This is a genomic window from Nocardioides bigeumensis (assembly GCF_039531755.1).
Lineage (GTDB): Bacteria > Actinomycetota > Actinomycetes > Propionibacteriales > Nocardioidaceae > Nocardioides > Nocardioides bigeumensis.
Genome location: NZ_BAAAQQ010000011.1, coordinates 79,494 through 94,707, shown reverse-complemented (window position 1 = coordinate 94,707; position 15,214 = coordinate 79,494). Strand labels below are relative to the sequence as shown.

Annotated in this window: 16 protein-coding genes; 10 read left to right on the top strand and 6 right to left on the bottom strand. The window is 71.9% G+C overall.

The genetic code is table 11. From position 1 onward, the window contains the following. Positions 1-188 precede the first annotated feature (188 nt). The 3 genes from ABD295_RS09560 (at position 189) to ABD295_RS09550 (ending at position 5,090) form a co-directional block, all read left to right on the top strand. Positions 189-2,006 (top strand): AMP-dependent synthetase/ligase, encoded by a 1,818-nt coding sequence (locus tag ABD295_RS09560; RefSeq protein WP_344303475.1) that lies wholly within the window; start codon positions 189-191, stop codon positions 2,004-2,006. Positions 2,007-2,085: 79 nt separating this feature from the next. Further along, positions 2,086-3,306, top strand: coding sequence for a radical SAM family heme chaperone HemW (gene hemW, locus ABD295_RS09555; protein WP_344303474.1), 1,221 nt, complete (start codon positions 2,086-2,088; stop codon positions 3,304-3,306). Positions 3,307-3,425: 119 nt separating this feature from the next. Next, positions 3,426-5,090: an MFS transporter gene (locus ABD295_RS09550; RefSeq protein WP_344303473.1), complete on the top strand. Its 1,665-nt coding sequence runs from the start codon at positions 3,426-3,428 to the stop codon at positions 5,088-5,090. Positions 5,091-5,116: 26 nt separating this feature from the next. Here ABD295_RS09550 and ABD295_RS09545 read toward each other — a convergent pair whose 3' ends face one another. Further along, entirely contained in the window at positions 5,117-5,776 is a 660-nt protein-coding gene (locus ABD295_RS09545; RefSeq protein ID WP_344303472.1) for a Crp/Fnr family transcriptional regulator, read from the bottom strand. Positions 5,777-5,805: 29 nt separating this feature from the next. Here ABD295_RS09545 and ABD295_RS09540 point away from each other — a divergent pair, with 29 nt between their 5' ends. The 3 genes from ABD295_RS09540 (at position 5,806) to ABD295_RS09530 (ending at position 7,812) form a co-directional block, all read left to right on the top strand. Beyond that, on the top strand, positions 5,806-6,336 hold the full coding sequence (locus ABD295_RS09540) for a GAF domain-containing protein (protein ID WP_344303471.1): 531 nt from the start codon (positions 5,806-5,808) through the stop codon (positions 6,334-6,336). Beyond that, positions 6,333-7,148, top strand: a complete 816-nt coding sequence (locus ABD295_RS09535; protein ID WP_344303470.1) for a S8 family serine peptidase — start codon at positions 6,333-6,335, stop codon at positions 7,146-7,148. The genes ABD295_RS09540 and ABD295_RS09535 overlap by 4 nt, the downstream gene beginning before the upstream one ends. 130 nt (positions 7,149-7,278) lie before the next feature. After that, positions 7,279-7,812, top strand: a complete 534-nt coding sequence (locus tag ABD295_RS09530) for a hypothetical protein (RefSeq protein WP_344303469.1) — start codon at positions 7,279-7,281, stop codon at positions 7,810-7,812. Positions 7,813-8,075: 263 nt separating this feature from the next. Here the strand turns inward: ABD295_RS09530 and ABD295_RS09525 are convergent, their stop codons facing one another. From ABD295_RS09525 to ABD295_RS09510, 4 genes are read right to left on the bottom strand one after another with little or no spacing between them, the layout of a single operon-like run. Next, a complete protein-coding gene (locus ABD295_RS09525) occupies positions 8,076-8,927 on the bottom strand; it encodes a DUF3097 domain-containing protein (protein WP_344303468.1) in 852 nt (283 codons plus the stop codon). Positions 8,928-8,953: 26 nt separating this feature from the next. Beyond that, complete coding sequence (locus ABD295_RS09520) at positions 8,954-9,181, bottom strand: hypothetical protein (protein WP_344303467.1); 228 nt, start codon at positions 9,179-9,181, stop codon at positions 8,954-8,956. Further along, on the bottom strand, positions 9,178-9,318 hold the full coding sequence (locus tag ABD295_RS09515) for a hypothetical protein (protein ID WP_344303466.1): 141 nt from the start codon (positions 9,316-9,318) through the stop codon (positions 9,178-9,180). The genes ABD295_RS09520 and ABD295_RS09515 overlap by 4 nt, the downstream gene beginning before the upstream one ends. A gap of 24 nt (positions 9,319-9,342) precedes the next feature. Next, positions 9,343-10,191: an MBL fold metallo-hydrolase gene (locus ABD295_RS09510; RefSeq protein WP_344303465.1), complete on the bottom strand. Its 849-nt coding sequence runs from the start codon at positions 10,189-10,191 to the stop codon at positions 9,343-9,345. A 51-nt stretch (positions 10,192-10,242) separates the two neighbouring features. Here ABD295_RS09510 and ABD295_RS09505 point away from each other — a divergent pair, with 51 nt between their 5' ends. The 4 genes from ABD295_RS09505 to ABD295_RS09490 all read left to right on the top strand — a co-directional run bounded on the left by ABD295_RS09505 (position 10,243) and on the right by ABD295_RS09490 (position 14,127). Then, entirely contained in the window at positions 10,243-11,046 is an 804-nt protein-coding gene (locus ABD295_RS09505; protein WP_344303464.1) for an alpha/beta fold hydrolase, read from the top strand. 67 nt (positions 11,047-11,113) lie between these two features. Beyond that, a complete protein-coding gene (gene hrcA / locus ABD295_RS09500) occupies positions 11,114-12,136 on the top strand; it encodes a heat-inducible transcriptional repressor HrcA (RefSeq protein WP_344303463.1) in 1,023 nt (340 codons plus the stop codon). A 72-nt stretch (positions 12,137-12,208) separates the two neighbouring features. Next, positions 12,209-13,378, top strand: a complete 1,170-nt coding sequence (dnaJ, locus tag ABD295_RS09495; protein ID WP_344303461.1) for a molecular chaperone DnaJ — start codon at positions 12,209-12,211, stop codon at positions 13,376-13,378. 8 nt (positions 13,379-13,386) lie between these two features. Further along, positions 13,387-14,127, top strand: a complete 741-nt coding sequence (locus ABD295_RS09490; protein ID WP_344303460.1) for a 16S rRNA (uracil(1498)-N(3))-methyltransferase — start codon at positions 13,387-13,389, stop codon at positions 14,125-14,127. A 34-nt stretch (positions 14,128-14,161) separates the two neighbouring features. Here ABD295_RS09490 and ABD295_RS09485 read toward each other — a convergent pair whose 3' ends face one another. Beyond that, the gene (locus ABD295_RS09485) at positions 14,162-15,211 is read right to left on the bottom strand and encodes a winged helix DNA-binding domain-containing protein (protein WP_344303459.1); all 1,050 of its coding nucleotides are present in this window, start codon (positions 15,209-15,211) and stop codon (positions 14,162-14,164) included. Positions 15,212-15,214 lie beyond the last annotated feature (3 nt).

Genomic DNA, 15,214 nt, shown 5'->3' with positions numbered 1-15,214 from the left:
CGAGCCCTCCTCAACCTCCCCGCTCTCGCCTCCTCGCTGATCGTGGGTTTCCGCTCCTTCGTCGCGGAACCCACGCGCTCGGACATGAGAGAACTCTCATCCGCAGGGGGTTTGGCTACCCTCCCGTAACCGGGTGATCTAGGTTACTCAGCAACCGATTTCGCGGTGACGAGGAGCGCAGGGGACCTATGGCCAAGAACACCGACACCAGTTGGATGCAGAGCTTGCCGCCGAACGTCGCCGTCCAGTTCCTCGACCGGGTGCGCAAGACGCCACAGCGCGAGGCGTTCCGCTACCCCGTCGGCGAGTCCTGGGAGTCCGTCACCTGGAAGGCAGCCGGCGACGAGGTCGCCAAGATGGCAGCCGGCCTGCTGGCCCTGGGCGTGCAGCCCGAGCAGCGTGTGGGCATCGCGTCCGGCACCCGCTACGAGTGGATCCTGGCCGACCTGGGCATCATGTGCGCGGGCGCGGCCACGACGACGGTCTACCCGAGCACCAACGAGGACGACACGGCGTACATCCTCGCCGACTCCGAGTGCCAGGTGGTCTTCGCCGAGGACGACGAGCAGCTCGCCAAGCTCAAGACCCGCAAGGGCGAGCTGCCGCACCTGAAGAAGGTCGTCACCTTCGACGGCACGCCGGACGGTGACTGGATCATCGGCGTGAAGGAGCTCGAGGCCCTCGGCGAGGCTCACCTGGCCGCCAACCCGGGCGTCATCGAGGAGACGGCCCAGGCGATCAAGGGCGACCAGCTCGCCACCCTGATCTACACCTCAGGCACCACCGGCCGCCCGAAGGGTGTGCGGCTGCGGCACAGCTCGTGGGTCTACGAGGGCGAGGCGATCCGCGCGCAGAACATCCTCGACGAGACCGACCTCGAGTTCCGCTGGCTGCCGATGGCTCACTCGTTCGGCAAGGTGCTGATGTCGACGCAGATGGCGTGCGGCTTCGCCGCGGCGATCGACGGCCGGGTCGACAAGATCGTGGAGAACCTCGGCATCGTGAAGCCGACCTTCATGGGCGCGGCTCCTCGCATCTTCGAGAAGGCGCACGGGCGGATCGTCACCATGCAGGCCGCCGAGGGCGGGGCCAAGGAGAAGATCTTCAACAAGGCCTTCCAGGTCGGGCTCGCCGTCGACAAGCTCAAGCGCGAGGGCAAGCCGGTCCCGACCCTGCTCGCTGTGCAGCACAAGGTCTTCGACAAGCTGGTCTTCCACAAGATCCGTGACCGCTTCGGTGGCCGGGTCCGGTTCTTCATCTCGGGTGCCGCGGCGCTCAACCGCGACATCGCGGAGTGGTTCCACGCCGCCGGCATCGTCATCCTCGAGGGCTACGGACTGACCGAGACCTCGGCCGGGTCGTTCGTCAACCTGCCCAGCGACTACCGCTTCGGCACCGTCGGCCCGGTCTTCGTGGGCTCCGAGGTCAAGCTCGGCGAGGGCGACGAGATCATGATCAAGGGTCCGGGCGTCATGGACGGCTACCACAACCTGCCCGAGGAGACGGCCAAGACGCTGACCGACGACGGTTGGCTCCGCACCGGCGACAAGGGCTCGCTCGACGCCGACGGCTACCTCTCGATCACGGGTCGCATCAAGGAGCTCTTCAAGACCTCCGGCGGCAAGTACATCGCCCCGCCGGCGATCGAGTCGAAGTTCAAGGCGCTGTGCCCCTACGCGAGCCAGTTCATCGTCTTCGGCAACGAGCGCAACTTCGTCGTCGCGCTGGTCACGCTGGACCCCGACGCGATCGCCGGCTGGGCGCAGGAGAACGACGTGTCCGGCGACTACGCCGCGATCGTCGCCTCCGACAGGTGCCAGGCGATGGTGCAGGGGTACGTCGACCAGCTCAACGCGGTGCTCAACCGCTGGGAGACCATCAAGAAGTGGGAGCTGCTCGACCACGACCTCACCGTCGAGTCCGGCGAGCTGACCCCGTCGATGAAGGTCAAGCGCAACGTCGTCGAGGACAACTACAAGGACAAGATCGACGCGTTCTACGCCTGAGCGCCGGTCTCTGGCCCGTCCCACGACGTCCGGAGGCTCTGCCGACGTCACGAGACCGATTGCCTGACAGGATCGACCGGTGCCTTCGACCGCGCCGCCAGGCGACCCCGTCCCCACGGACGGGTCCCTGCCTGAGAGTGCGCTGGCCGAGCTCGGGGAGCGGCCGTTCGGGGTCTACCTCCACGTGCCGTTCTGCTCGGTGCGCTGCGGCTACTGCGACTTCAACACCTACACCGCCCTCGAGCTCGGGGGGCCGAGCGCGCCGGTGAGCCAGGCGACGTACGCCGAGGTGGCGGCCCAGGAGATCCGGCTGGCCGCACGCGTGCTGGGCGGCGACGCAGGACCGGTGCAGACCGTCTTCGTCGGCGGTGGGACGCCGACGCTGCTGCCCGCCGACGACCTGGTCACCCTGCTGCTCACGATCGAGGACGAGCTCGGGCTGGCCGGCGACGTGGAGGTGACCACCGAGGCCAATCCCGACAGCGTCACCGCAGATTCGCTGCGACGGCTCCGGGCCGGCGGCTTCACCCGCGTCTCCTTCGGCATGCAGTCGGCGGTCCCGCACGTGCTGCGCACGCTCGACCGCACGCACGACCCCGAGCGGGTGCCCCAAGCGGTCGCCTGGGCGCGGGCGGCCGGCTTCGACGAGATCAGCCTCGACCTCATCTACGGGACGCCGGGGGAGTCGCTCGACGACTGGGCCACCAGTCTCGACGCCGCCCTGGCGAGCGAGCCCGACCACGTGTCGGCGTACGCGCTCATCGTCGAGGACGGCACCGCGCTGGCCAGGGCGGTCAAGCGGGGCGAGGTCGCCGCTCCCGACGACGACGACATGGCCGACAAGTACCTCCTCGCCGACGAGCGGCTCACCACCGCCGGGTTGGAGTGGTACGAGCTCTCCAACTGGACGCGACGGCCGTCCAGCCGGTGCCGTCACAACGAGCTCTACTGGACCGGCGCCGACTGGTGGGGGATCGGACCGGGCGCGCACAGCCATGTCGGCGGGGTCAGGTGGTGGAACGTCCGTCACCCCGCGGCGTACGCCGCCCGCCTGGCCGCCGGCGAGAGTCCCGGGCAGGCCCGGGAGGTGCTCGACGAGGAGACCCGCCGCGTCGAGCGGGTGCTGCTGGAGAGCCGACTGGCCGAGGGTGTCGCTCTCGACGTGCTCGACGACCAGGGGCGTGCGGCCGTGCCCGGTCTCTCCGCCGAGGGCCTGGTCTCGAGCGACGGCGACAGTGTCCGGTTGACGTTGCGTGGACGGCTGCTCGCCGACGCAGTCGTCCGCCGCCTGCTGCCCTGACACGGCCAGGCCGCTGGACCCATCTAGACCACGACGGGATCTGTCGTCCTCGAGACGTCCGGAATCCGGCTGCCGTCCCTAAAGTGACCTCACGATCGGGGGATGGGGATGGGAGCGGCGTGAGCGGCGCGACAGGGTCCACGACGGCGCCCGACAGCGCCAAGGAGTCGCTGCGCGCCGTCTTGCGCAACAAGGACCTCCGCCGGATGCAGCTGGCCTTCGCCGGCTCCGCGGCCGGCGACTGGGCCTACGCCGTCGCCATCACCGTCTGGGCGTTCCAGGAGGGCGGCGCGACCGCGGTCGGCGTCTTCACGGCCGTCCGGATGACCGCCTCCGCCGTCGCCGGTCCGCTGGGCGCGACCATCGCCGACCGGATGTCCCGGCGCACCTACATGATGGTCGTCGACCTCGCGCGTGCCGCGATCGTGTCCGTCACTGCAGTGCTCGTCATGCTCGACGGCCCGGCCCTGCCGGTCTACGCGCTGGCGGTGGTCACGGCCGTGGTCGGCGCGGCCTTCCGGTCCGCTCAGGCCGGGTTGGTCCCGCGGCTGGTCGAGTCGCCGGGCCAGCTGACCGCCTCGAACGCCGTTACCGCCAACGTCGAGAACGTCATGAGCTTCGCCGGCCCCGCGATCGGCGGCCTGCTGATCGCGGCGACCGACGTCGGGCCCGTCATCTGGCTCAACGCGGCGACCTTCCTGTGGTCGTTCGTGCTGGTCGCCCTGATCAAGGTGCCGCCGCGTCCCGAGTCCGCCTCGACCGGCGGCGACGACGAGGACGAGGAAGGGGTGCTGCGCGAGATCACGGCGGGCTTCTCGCTGGTCGCACGTGACGGCGACCTGCGCACGATCACGCTGCTGGTCGCGGCGCAGTCGCTGCTGTGGGGCTTCCTGTCGGTCTACCTCGTCGTCATCGCCGCGCGCGAGCTCGGCACCGGGCCCGAGGGCGTCGGCTACTTCAACGCCATCCTGGGCGTCGGCACGGTGCTGGGCGGGATCCTGGTGCTGGGCCGCGTGGCGAAGGGCCGCCTCGCGCAGGACATGGCCGTCGGTGTGCTCGGATGGGCGCTTCCGCTGCTGGCGATGGCGATCGCCCCGACCCCCGTCGTCGCGCTGCTCGCGCTCGCGGTCATCGGCACCAGCGACCCCTGGGTCAACCTCGGTTTCGAGACCATCCCGCAACGGCTCGCCCCCGAGCGCGTGATCTCCCGGGTGTACGCCGCCGCGGAGAGCACCGCCGTCGCGTCGGTCGCGATCGGTGCGCTGCTCGCACCCCTGGCCCTGGACCTGATCGGCCTGCGCGGCGCTCTCGCCGCGGCGGGGACGCTGGTCGGCCTCTACACGCTCTCCTGCCTGCCCCGGCTCCGTGGCCTCGACCACCGCCTCGGTGAGCCGGAGGGGCTCCCGCTGCTCCGGGGCGTGCCGATGATGGAGCCGGTCGCGCCGTCGGTGCTCGAGGAGCTGGCCCACCGGCTCGTGCCCGTGACGGCGGCGCCCAGCCAGATCGTCGTGCGCGAGGGCGACACCGCGGACCGGTTCTACGTCATCGAGTCCGGCGAGGTGGAGGTGACCCGCGGTGCCGAGGTGCTGCGCCGAGAGAGCGCCGGCGACTACTTCGGGGAGATCGGGCTGCTGCGCGACGTGCCCCGCACCGCGACCGTCACCGCGGTCACCGAGACCAGGCTCCTCGCGCTGAGCCGCCAGGACTTCCTCGATGCCATCACCGGCGTGGGTGCTGCCCGCGCCGCAGCCGAGGACATCGTGTCGCGCAGGCTGGGGGTGTGAGCCCGGCCATGACACGTGCTCTGGACTCAGCCGGCCTTGCGCGCCAGCGTCGCGCGGTCCACGACGGTGATCCTGCCCCGGCCGAGATCGACCACGCCCTGGGCGACCAGGCGCTGCAGCACCTGGTTGACGCTGGGTCGGGTGCCGCCGACGAGCTCGGCGAGCAGCTCCTGGGTCAGGGGTACGACGACGGGGCCGGGCGCGCCGTCGGCGTACAGCTCGGCGAGCTCGTGGAGCCGACGGTGGACACGGCGGTCGAGCCCCTCGTACATCACCTCGACCACGCGGGCCGACAGCTCCTCCACGCGTCGGGCCAGCAACGCGAGCAGCAGCTGCTGGGCTCCGCGGCTGCGGTCACGCAGCTCCCGGAACGTCGACGCGGGCAGGCTCCGGGTCTGCGCGGCCTCCAGCGCCACGATGCTGGCCGAGCGCACCGGCGGTCTCCCGTCCAGCAGGGACAGCTCGCCGAAGTAGTCGCCGGGACCGAGGATGTTCAGGGTCGCGCGCTCGCCGCCAGAGGTCGAGACCCGCACCGCCAGGCGGCCGGACTCCACCAGGTGCAAACTGTCGGCGGGGTCGCCCTCGTGGACGACGACCTCGCTGCGAGCGAAACGGCGCAGTCGGGTGGCGGCGAGCACGGCCCGCCGGTCGTCCTCGGCGAGCGAGGCAAGCAACGGCCACTCCATGGGCGCAGTGTGTCAGCAGAGGAGCGACGATGACAGGCACAATTCATGTCAGACCTGACCTGACGAGCTCGGTCGCGGCCGTGCGCACCCTCTTCGACGCGGCGGCGTGCTCGTGCGCCCTGGTCGACGCCGACGGGGAGACGCTGCGCTTCGCGGCGTCCGACGGAGCCGGGGCCGAGGGCATCATCGGCGTCGAGATGCCGGTCTCCCGCGGCATCGCGGGCTGGGCGGTGATCTCGGGCCAGCCGATCGCGGTGCGCGACGTCGGCACGGACGCGCGCTTCGCCCGGGACGTGGCGGAGGCGACCAGCTATCTGCCGACGACGATCCTGGCCGCGCCGATGTTCGACCACGAGGGTGAGACCCTCGGAGTCCTCTCGGTGCTCGACCCGCGCATCGACCAGGCCTCGGACTGGGTGCTGGCGGTGCTCGGCACCCTGGCCAGCCAGGTCGCTCTCCTGGTGGCGAGCGGTCCCCGGGCCGACGAGCCGCGTCTGGAGGAGCTCGGTCGCCGCGTCCTCGAGCTGACCTTGGGCTATCGGGAGGGCGACCTCGGGTGAGCCTCCCCGCCTGGTCGGCCGCCTTCGTCGACGATGCGCTCGCTCGCGTGCGCGCGTTGCCGCTGCCGGACGCCCGTGAGTGGGCCTTCGGCGGCTCGACCGGGAGGGGCGTGGCCGTCGCGGTCGTCGACAGCGGCGTCGAGGCCGGACACCCGAGGGTCGGCGAGGTCAGGCGCTCGGTGGCCATCGAGGCCGCGCCGGACGAGCCCGACGGCTACCGCGCGGTCGAGGTGCCCCACGAGGACCTCGTCGGTCACGGCACAGCGTGCGCGGCGATCATCCGGTCGCTGGCCCCGGACGTGGAGCTGCACAGCATCCGCGTGCTCGGCAGCAACCTGAAGGGTCGCGGGCTGCTCTTCGCCGGCGGGGTCGAGTGGGCGGTCCGTCAGGGACTCCAGGTGGCCAACCTGTCGCTGTCGAGCAAGAGCGAGGCGTTGTTCGCCACCCTGCACGACGTCGCCGACCAGGCGTACTTCGGCGGCACGCTGCTGGTGTCGGCCGCCAACAACCAACCGGGGCCGACGTACCCGTCGCAGTACTCCTCCGTGGTGTCCGTCGCGGCGATGCCGGGTGACGACCCCTGGTCCCTGGCCTACAACCCCCGGCCGCCCGTGGAGTTCGGGGCGCGCGGGATCGACGTCGACGTCGCGTGGAGCAACGGCAGCTCGATGGTCGCCACCGGCAACAGCTTCGCCGCGCCGCACGTCGCGGGGATGGTCGCCGCGCTGCTCGGCAAGCACCCGGGGCTCACGCCCTTCCAGGTCAAGGCGGTCCTCCAGGCCGTCAGCGTGAACGCGGAGCAGCCGGCATGAGCCCGGCCGGGCGTGGACGCGTCATGAGCTCGACCGCCGTTGTGTCGGCGGCCGAACAGTACGGATCCCCAGGCAGGAGCAGGATCCACTCATCGGACCGACGAGGTCCCCACATCGAAGGAGCAGATCGATGAACAAGAACGGAACCAACGCAGACCGCTTCCAGCCTTCTCCTGACGACTTCGAAGACACCGAGGCCCACGTCCGCCCGCCGCGCATCACCGAGGACGACGACGCCGAGGGTCACCTCCGCCCGCCCCGCGTCACCGAGGACGACGACGCCGAGGGCCACCTGCGCGCCAAGCTCGACGGCCCCGACGACGACACCGAGGGCCACCTGCGCGCCAAGGTCGACGGTCCCGACGACGACACCGAGGGCCACCTGCGTGCCAAGGTCGAAGGTCCCGACGACGACACCGAGGGCCACCTGCGCGCCAAGGTCGACGGCCCCGACGACGACACCGAGGGCCACCTGCGCGCCAAGCTCGACGGCCCCGACGACGACACCGAGGGCCACCTGCGCGCCAAGGTCGACGGTCCCGACGACGACACCGAGGGCCACCTGCGCGCCAAGCTCGACGGCCCCGACGAGGACACCGAGGCGCACATCCGCTTCCAGGTCGACGGCGGGGACGACGTCGAGGGGTACGTGATCAAGCACTGATCGACCTCGTCAGCGGTCCGCTTCCATCAGGGGCCCACGGGGGAGCTCCTGACGGAAGTCCGTGGAGACACGGATAGCAAACGAGCATGGGGAACCACGGGGGAACACCGGCCGCCCGGCCACGTCGGGCGGCCACTCCTCATTTCGGCCGCAGCTCCAGCCACCTCGAAGGCGGTTCCTCGCCGCGACGCGCCGTAGCGATTGCTCGAGGAGCTGGGGGCGACCCGCTGGCTGCGCGAGCTCGCCAGCGCGCCCGCCTGACGTCAGGCGGTCACGAAGTCGATGAGCTCCTCGACGCGGCCCAGCAGCGTCGGGTCGAGGTCCTGGAAGCCGCGGACGCCGCCGAGGACGTGCTTCCACGCGCGCGCGATGTCGGCCTGGTCGCGGTGCGGCCAGCCGAGCAGCTGGCAGGTGCCGTGCTTCCAGTCCATGGAGCGGGGGACGTCGGGCCAGGCGGCGATCCCGAGGCGCGACGGCTTGACCGCCTGCCAGATGTCGATGAAGGGGTGCCCGACGATCAGCACGTGCTTGCCGACCTCGGAGCGCGCGATGGAGGCGGCGATCCGGCTCTCCTTCGAGCCCGGCACCAGGTGGTCGACCAGCACCCCCACCTTGCGGTCCGGTCCTGGGCGGTGGTCGCGCAGGTGCTCGGCGAGGTCGTCGACGCCGCCGAGGTACTCCACCACGACCCCCTCGATGCGCAGGTCGTCGCCCCACACCTTCTCGACCAGCTCGGCGTCGTGTCGCCCCTCGACGAAGATGCGGCTGGCGCGCGCCACCCGCGCCTTGGCTCCGTGCACGGCGACGGACCCCGAGGCCGTCCGGGTCGGCTTCGCGGGCGCCGGGCGGGTGACCGGCGGCACCAGGATCACCGGCCGCCCCTCCAGCAGGAATCCCGGACCGAGCGGGAACGTACGCCGCCGGGAGCGGCGGTCCTCCAAGGTCAGCGTGTAGAGGTCGCGGTCGACGGCGACGATCTCACCGCAGAAGTCGGTCTCGACCTCCTCCACGACGTCGCCCAGCGTCGCCGCGGCCTCGACGGCACGGCCGTTCTTGGGGGCGCGCCAGTCGGTCGCCAGGACGTCGGTGCCGTAACGGTCCGGGGAAGGAGTCACCGGCCCACGCTAGGCGGGCGAACGGATCAGGCGTCGTCCGACGCGCCGTCGTCTTGCTGGTCGCCCTCGTCCTCGAGCTGTCGCTCGTAGGACGGGCTCTTCTCGTTCAGGTCGACCTCGGGTGCCTCTCCCGGCTCCAGCGGCTCGGCGAGCGGGTTGTCCTCGCCCGGTTGCAGGTCCTCGGGCAGGTCCTGGTCGTCGATCCCCGGCGTCTGCGACTCGGGGCTGTCCTGCTCGCCCGTCTGCTCACTCATGGGCGCGGGTCGTCACCCGCCGGCGGGGCCGGCTGGGTCTGCGGGTCCTCGTGAGGGTCCGGGGTCTCGATCGGCGGCGGGTCGCCCGAGGGCACGACGTCGGGCTGCGGAAGCGGTTCCTGCGGCGTGGTGGTCATGGTGTTGGCGTACCCACTCGCGGCTCAGATCAGAGGCAGGCGCTTCTGGCTGCGCGGGAGCTGCTCGTAGCCGCGCTGCACCGCTGCCTCCAGGTGGGCCTCGGGGAAGGGCCAGTCGGCGGCGGCCAGCGCCTGGTCGAGCGGCACGCCGCGGCCGGCGAGGTCGCGGATGGTCTCCGCGAGGATGCCGATGTCGTTGCGCTGGGCCTCGACGAAGTCGCGATCCACCGGCGCCCCGTGACCGGGCACCACCACCGTGCCCGAGGTGATGACCCCGAGCACGGTGTCGAGGCTCAGCGGCCAGTCCATCGGCCACGAGTCCAGCCCGAAGGACGGCGGCGCCGACTCCTCGACCAGGTCGCCGCCCAGCACCACGTCGGCGTCGGGGACCCGCACCACGATGTCGCCCGAGGTGTGGCCGCGGCCAGGGTGCAACAGCTCGACCTGCCTGTCACCGAGGTCGAGCACCCGGACGGACGAGAACGTGTGGTCGGGCAGCACGATCTCGGACTCCATCACCTCGTCGCGGTGCGGGTCGTCGCTGTCGCGGTAGCGCTGTTTGCGGCTCTCCGCTCCTTCGGCCAGCTCGGTGGCGGCGTGCTCGTGGGCGTGGATCGGGATGGCGCCGTACGCCGCCCGGAACGCCGCGTTGCCGAAGGTGTGGTCGAAGTGCCAGTGCGTGTTGACGACGACCGTCACGTCGCCCTGGCCGAGGCGACGGACGTCGCCGACGACCTCGTGCCCCATCCGGGTCGAGCCGTGGGTGTCGACGACGACCAGCCCGCGGTCGGACCCGATCAGCGTGACGTTGACGTCGAACCAGTCGTAGCGGGCGACCCACACACGGTCGCCCACCTCCAGGAAGTCGGGCATGCGCTCCATATTGGCTTGCAGCGCCAGGACGGTCGCGGTTGGGTCGAGGCGATGACCACCGACGAGCTCCTCGCCCACGACCGCTCCGGCCCCACGACCGGCGTACCCGTCGTCCTGATCCACGCAGGGGTGGCCGATCGGCGCATGTGGGACGGGTTGGTGCCCCTCCTCGCCGACGAGCACGACGTCGTCCGCGTCGACCTGCGCGGCTTCGGCGAGTCCACGACACGGCCCTCGGACGGCTGGTCGATCACGGCCGATCTGCTGACCACGCTGGACGCCCTCGGCATCGCGCGTGCGCACCTCGTGGGTGCCTCGATGGGGGCGGGCGTCGCCGTCGAGGTGGCGCTCGAGCACCCTGGCATGGTGGCGTCCCTGCTCCTCCAGGCCCCCGGAGGGTCGCTCATCCCGCGGATGACCGACGACCTGCGGGCCTTCGCCGTCGCCGAGAACGACGCTCTGGAGGCCGGAGACCTCGATGCCGCTGCTCAGGCCAACGTCGACCACTGGCTCGTCGGACCCGGCCGTTCGGCCGACGCTGTCCCCGCTGACGTGCGCGCGCTCGTGCACGCGATGCAGAAGCGCGCCTTCGAGCTGACGGGGGACTGGGACGAGATCGAGGAGGCCGAGCCGGACCCGGAGCCGCTCGACCGGCTGCACGAGCTCGACGTACCGACTCTCGTGCTGACCGGCGGGCACGACCTCACCGCGGTGGGGGAGGCCGCCGCCGCGGTGCTGGCGGGCGTCCGCGGGGCGCGTCACGAGCACTGGGACGACGTCGCGCACCTGCCGGCGCTCGAGCGACCCGCCGACGTGGCCCGCCTCACGAAGGGGTGGCTCGCCTCCGCGTCCTAGTACGCTGGCACTCGTCAGTCCGGAGTGCCAGAGACGTCTGACCAGAGACGTGAGAGGGGGTGGGCGCGTGGTCGAGGACCGCAAGCTCGCCGTCCTGCGCGCGATCGTCGAGGACTACGTCGCGACCGAGGAGCCGGTGGGCTCCAAGGCGCTCGTGGAGCGGCACGGGCTCGGAGTCTCGCCGGCCACCGTCCGCAACGACATGGCCGCCCTCGAGGAAGAGGGCTTCATCACCCAGCCGCACACCTCGGCGGGGCGGGTGCCGACCGACAAGGGCTACCGCCTCTTCGTCGACCGACTGACCACCGTCAAGCCCATGTCGGTCGCGGAGAAGCGCGCGATCGCGACGCTGCTCGACGGCGCCGTCGACCTCGACGACGTGGTGCAGCGCTCGGTGCGGCTGCTCTCGCAGCTGACCCGTCAGGTGGCGGTGATGCAGTACCCCACGCTGTCGGCGTCCACGGTGCGCCACGTGGAGCTGGTGGCGCTCACGCCGACCCGGCTGCTGGTGGTGCTGATCCTCAGCACCGGTCGCGTCGAGCAGCGCCTGGTGGAGGTCGAGACCCCCGTCGGGGACGAGGACCTGGCCCGGCTGCGCTCGGGTCTCCTGCACGCCGCCGTCGGTGCGCGGTTGCCCGACGCGGCCAACGCGCTGCACGCCCTCGACCCCGGCCCGGACGGGCCCGCGTCGGCGACGACGGCCGCCGTGGTGATTGCGCTCGTGGAGGCGATGAGCGACCACCGCTCCGAGGAGCGGGTCGTCGTGGGCGGCACGGCCAACCTGGCCAGGTACGGCGACAGCTTCGACACCGCCGTACGCCCCCTCCTCGAGGCGCTCGAGGAGCACGTCGTGCTGCTCAAGCTGCTCGGGGAAGCGACGGGCGGCGGCACCGTGACGGTCCGCATCGGCCACGAGGGGCCCTACCAGGAGCTCGCCTCCACCAGCGTGGTGGCGACCGGCTACGGGCCGAGCGAGCATGCGCTGGCGACGCTGGGCATCGTGGGCCCGACCCGCATGGACTACCCCGGGACGATGGCGGCGGTGCGTGCCGTCGCGCGCTACGTCTCGCGGATCCTCGACGAGGCGTGAGCGGAGCTCGACGAGCTCGATCACCGAAGACACCAGTTTGACCACCAAGGACACAGACACCGAAGGACACAGGTGAGCCAGGACCCGTACGAGCTGCTCGGCGTGCCGCGTGACGCCGACGCCGACGCCATCAAGAAGGCCTACCGCAAGCTGGCCCGGCAGCTCCACCCCGACGTGAACCCCGACCCTGCGACGCAGGAGCGCTTCAAGGACGTCACAGCGGCGTACGAAGTGCTGTCCGACCCGCAGAAGCGTGCAGCGTTCGATCGTGGCGGCGACGCCTTCATGGGGGGCTTCGGGGGTCAGGGCGCCGGCTTCTCCTTCACCGACATCATGGACGCCTTCTTCGGCGGCGCGGCCGCGGGCGGCACGGGCGCGGGCCGAGGGCCCCGTCCTCGCGTCCGTCGAGGTCAGGACGCGCTGGTCCGCATCGAGGTGACCCTCGCCGAGGCGGCCTTCGGGGTCACCAGGGAGCTCAAGGTCGACACCGCGGTGGTCTGCACGACCTGTCGTGGCGAGGGCACCGCGCCCGGGACGCATCCCGTCCCCTGCGAGACCTGCCGCGGCGCCGGCGAGGTCGCCCACGTCCAACGGTCGTTCCTGGGCGAGATCCGCACGCTGCGGCCCTGCGCCGCGTGCCGCGGGTTCGGCGCGATCATCCCCGAGCCGTGTCGTGAGTGCTCGGGCGACGGCCGGGTGCGCTCGCGCCGCAACCTCAACGTCAAGATTCCCGCCGGTGTCGACAACGGCACCCGCGTGCAGCTCAGCGGCGAGGGGGAGGTCGGCCCGGGCGGCGGCCCCGCCGGTGACATCTACGTCGAGATCCACGTGGCGCAGCACGACGTGTTCACCAGGCACGGCAGCGACCTGCACTGCTCGGTCAGCCTGCCGATGACCGCCGCCGCGCTCGGCACGACCCTCACCCTGCCCACGCTCGAGGCCGACCTCGACCAAGGGGCCGGATCGGGGCTGGAGACCACGTTCGAGCTCGAGGTGAAGGCCGGCACCCAGTCGGGCAGCGAGAAGGTCCTGCGCGGTCGCGGCGTCCCCGGGCTGCGCGGTGGCCGCGGCGACCTGGTGGTCACGGTCCTCGTCGACACGCCGACGCGCCTCGACGCCCGCCAGGCGGAGCTCTTGCGCGAGCTGGCCGAGATCCGGGGCGAGGAGTCGCACGACGGGTCCATGCGTCCCTCGCAGAAGTCGGTCTTCAGCCGGTTCCGCGACGCGTTCAACCAGCACTGAGCCGTCTCGTGAGCCTGCCGGTCCACCTGGTGCCGTCGCTGGACGGTCTCGTGGCCGGCGGCGTCGTCGAGGTGACCGGCGCGGAGGCGCACCACGCGGTCGTCGTACGCCGGCTGCGTGTGGGTGAGCCGCTCGTGCTCACCGACGGGCGCGGGCGGGCCGCGGTCGGGACCGTCACCGAGACCGGCAAGCGGACCTTCTCCGTCGAGCTGGGCGAGCTGCGCGTCGAGCCTGAGCCGGTGCCTGCCGTCACGGTGGTCCAGGCGCTGCCCAAGGGCGAGCGGGGCGAGCTGGCCGTCGAGGTGCTCACCGAGGTCGGGGTCGCGCGGGTCGTGCCGTGGGCGGCTGCGCGCTGCGTCGCCGTGTGGAAGGGCGAGCGCGCGGCGAAGTCGGTCGTGAAGTGGCGGGCGACGGCCCGCGAGGCCGCCAAGCAGGCCAGGCGCACCTGGTTCCCGGAGGTGACCGACCTCGCCACGACGATCGACGTGGCCGGTCTCGTCGCGGCCGCCGACCTGGCGGTCGTCCTGCACGAGGGAGCCGCGGCACCCCTGGCCGCGCTCGACGTTCCTACGGCCGGGTCGCTGCTCGTCGTGGTCGGCCCGGAGGGCGGGCTCACCGACGACGAGGTCGGCGCGCTCACCGCTGCCGGCGCGCACGACGTCCGGCTCGGCGCCGAGGTGCTGCGGACGTCGACGGCCGGGGTCGCCGCCGTCTCCGCCCTGCTCTCGCGCACCCCCCGCTGGCGGTGAGCTGGACAGGGTTTCGTGGCGGCGCAGCTCCGGCCTAGGTCACCGCCAGGAGGGCTGCGACGCGGTCGAGCTCGTCGTCGAGGTCCGACTGCTCCGCCTTGGTCAGGGTCCGGAACGTCGTGACCACCTGCGGGCGGCCTTCGACGACGCGCCACAGGCCCTCCATCATCCCGTCGACGAAGATCGTCGCGTCGTTTCCGCCGTTGGCGCCCATCCAGAGCTTCCGCTTGTCCGGCGCCGTGACCCGGTCGCGGCCGGCGTGCGAGAGCCACACGTTGTCGTAGAGGCCGAGCAGGCGCACCGGCGCGGGCGCGTCCTCGTCGGCGTACGGCGCGTCGGGGACGTCGTAGAGCTTCTTCCCGTCCTCGTCCTCGACGACCTCCAGGTCCGGCATCGCCTTGAGCATCGGCGCCAGTCCCGTGATCGAGCTCCAGGCGACCATGTCGGCGGCACTGGCCGGTCCGTAGGCGCAGAGGTAGCGGCGGGCGAGGTCCTCGACGTCCATCGCCGTCTGCGGTCTTCCGAGCCAGTCGTCGACGCAGGCGTAGGCGACCCCGCCGGACTGCTTCCACGCGCCACGAGGAGGCACCTGCACGACCGGGGCGTCCAGCCTCGCGAGCGCGTTGAGGGCGTTGGGCGGGAGCTCCGGCCAGCGCTCGGTGAGCCGTTCCCCGAGCCTGGCCAGCGGGAGCGACCCGCCGGCGAGCACCTCTCGGACCGCCGCCTCGACCTCGGCGGGGTCCAGATGCAGCGCCGGTGCGGTGTTCTGGCTGATCTTGCGCTCCTTGGCGTGCACCGGCGCGGTGAAGGAGCGCATCGACAGCGCGTCGTCGGCGACAAGCAGGTGCACGGTGCTGCGCATCGAGAGGTAGCGCACCAGCGTCCGCTCCTCGAGGCCCCGGGTGACGTCGAGCGGGTCGAAGCTCTCGAGCCGCGCGGCGAGGGAGAGGTACGGCGGCATGGGCGCCTGGGCCTGCAGGCCGACCAGGTGCTTCACCATCGCCGGGACCGCCAGGTTCGTGCGCCGCAGCAGGTGCTGACGCTCGAGAAGCGTCCGGTTCAGCGCCCGCTTGCTCAGTCGCACGGG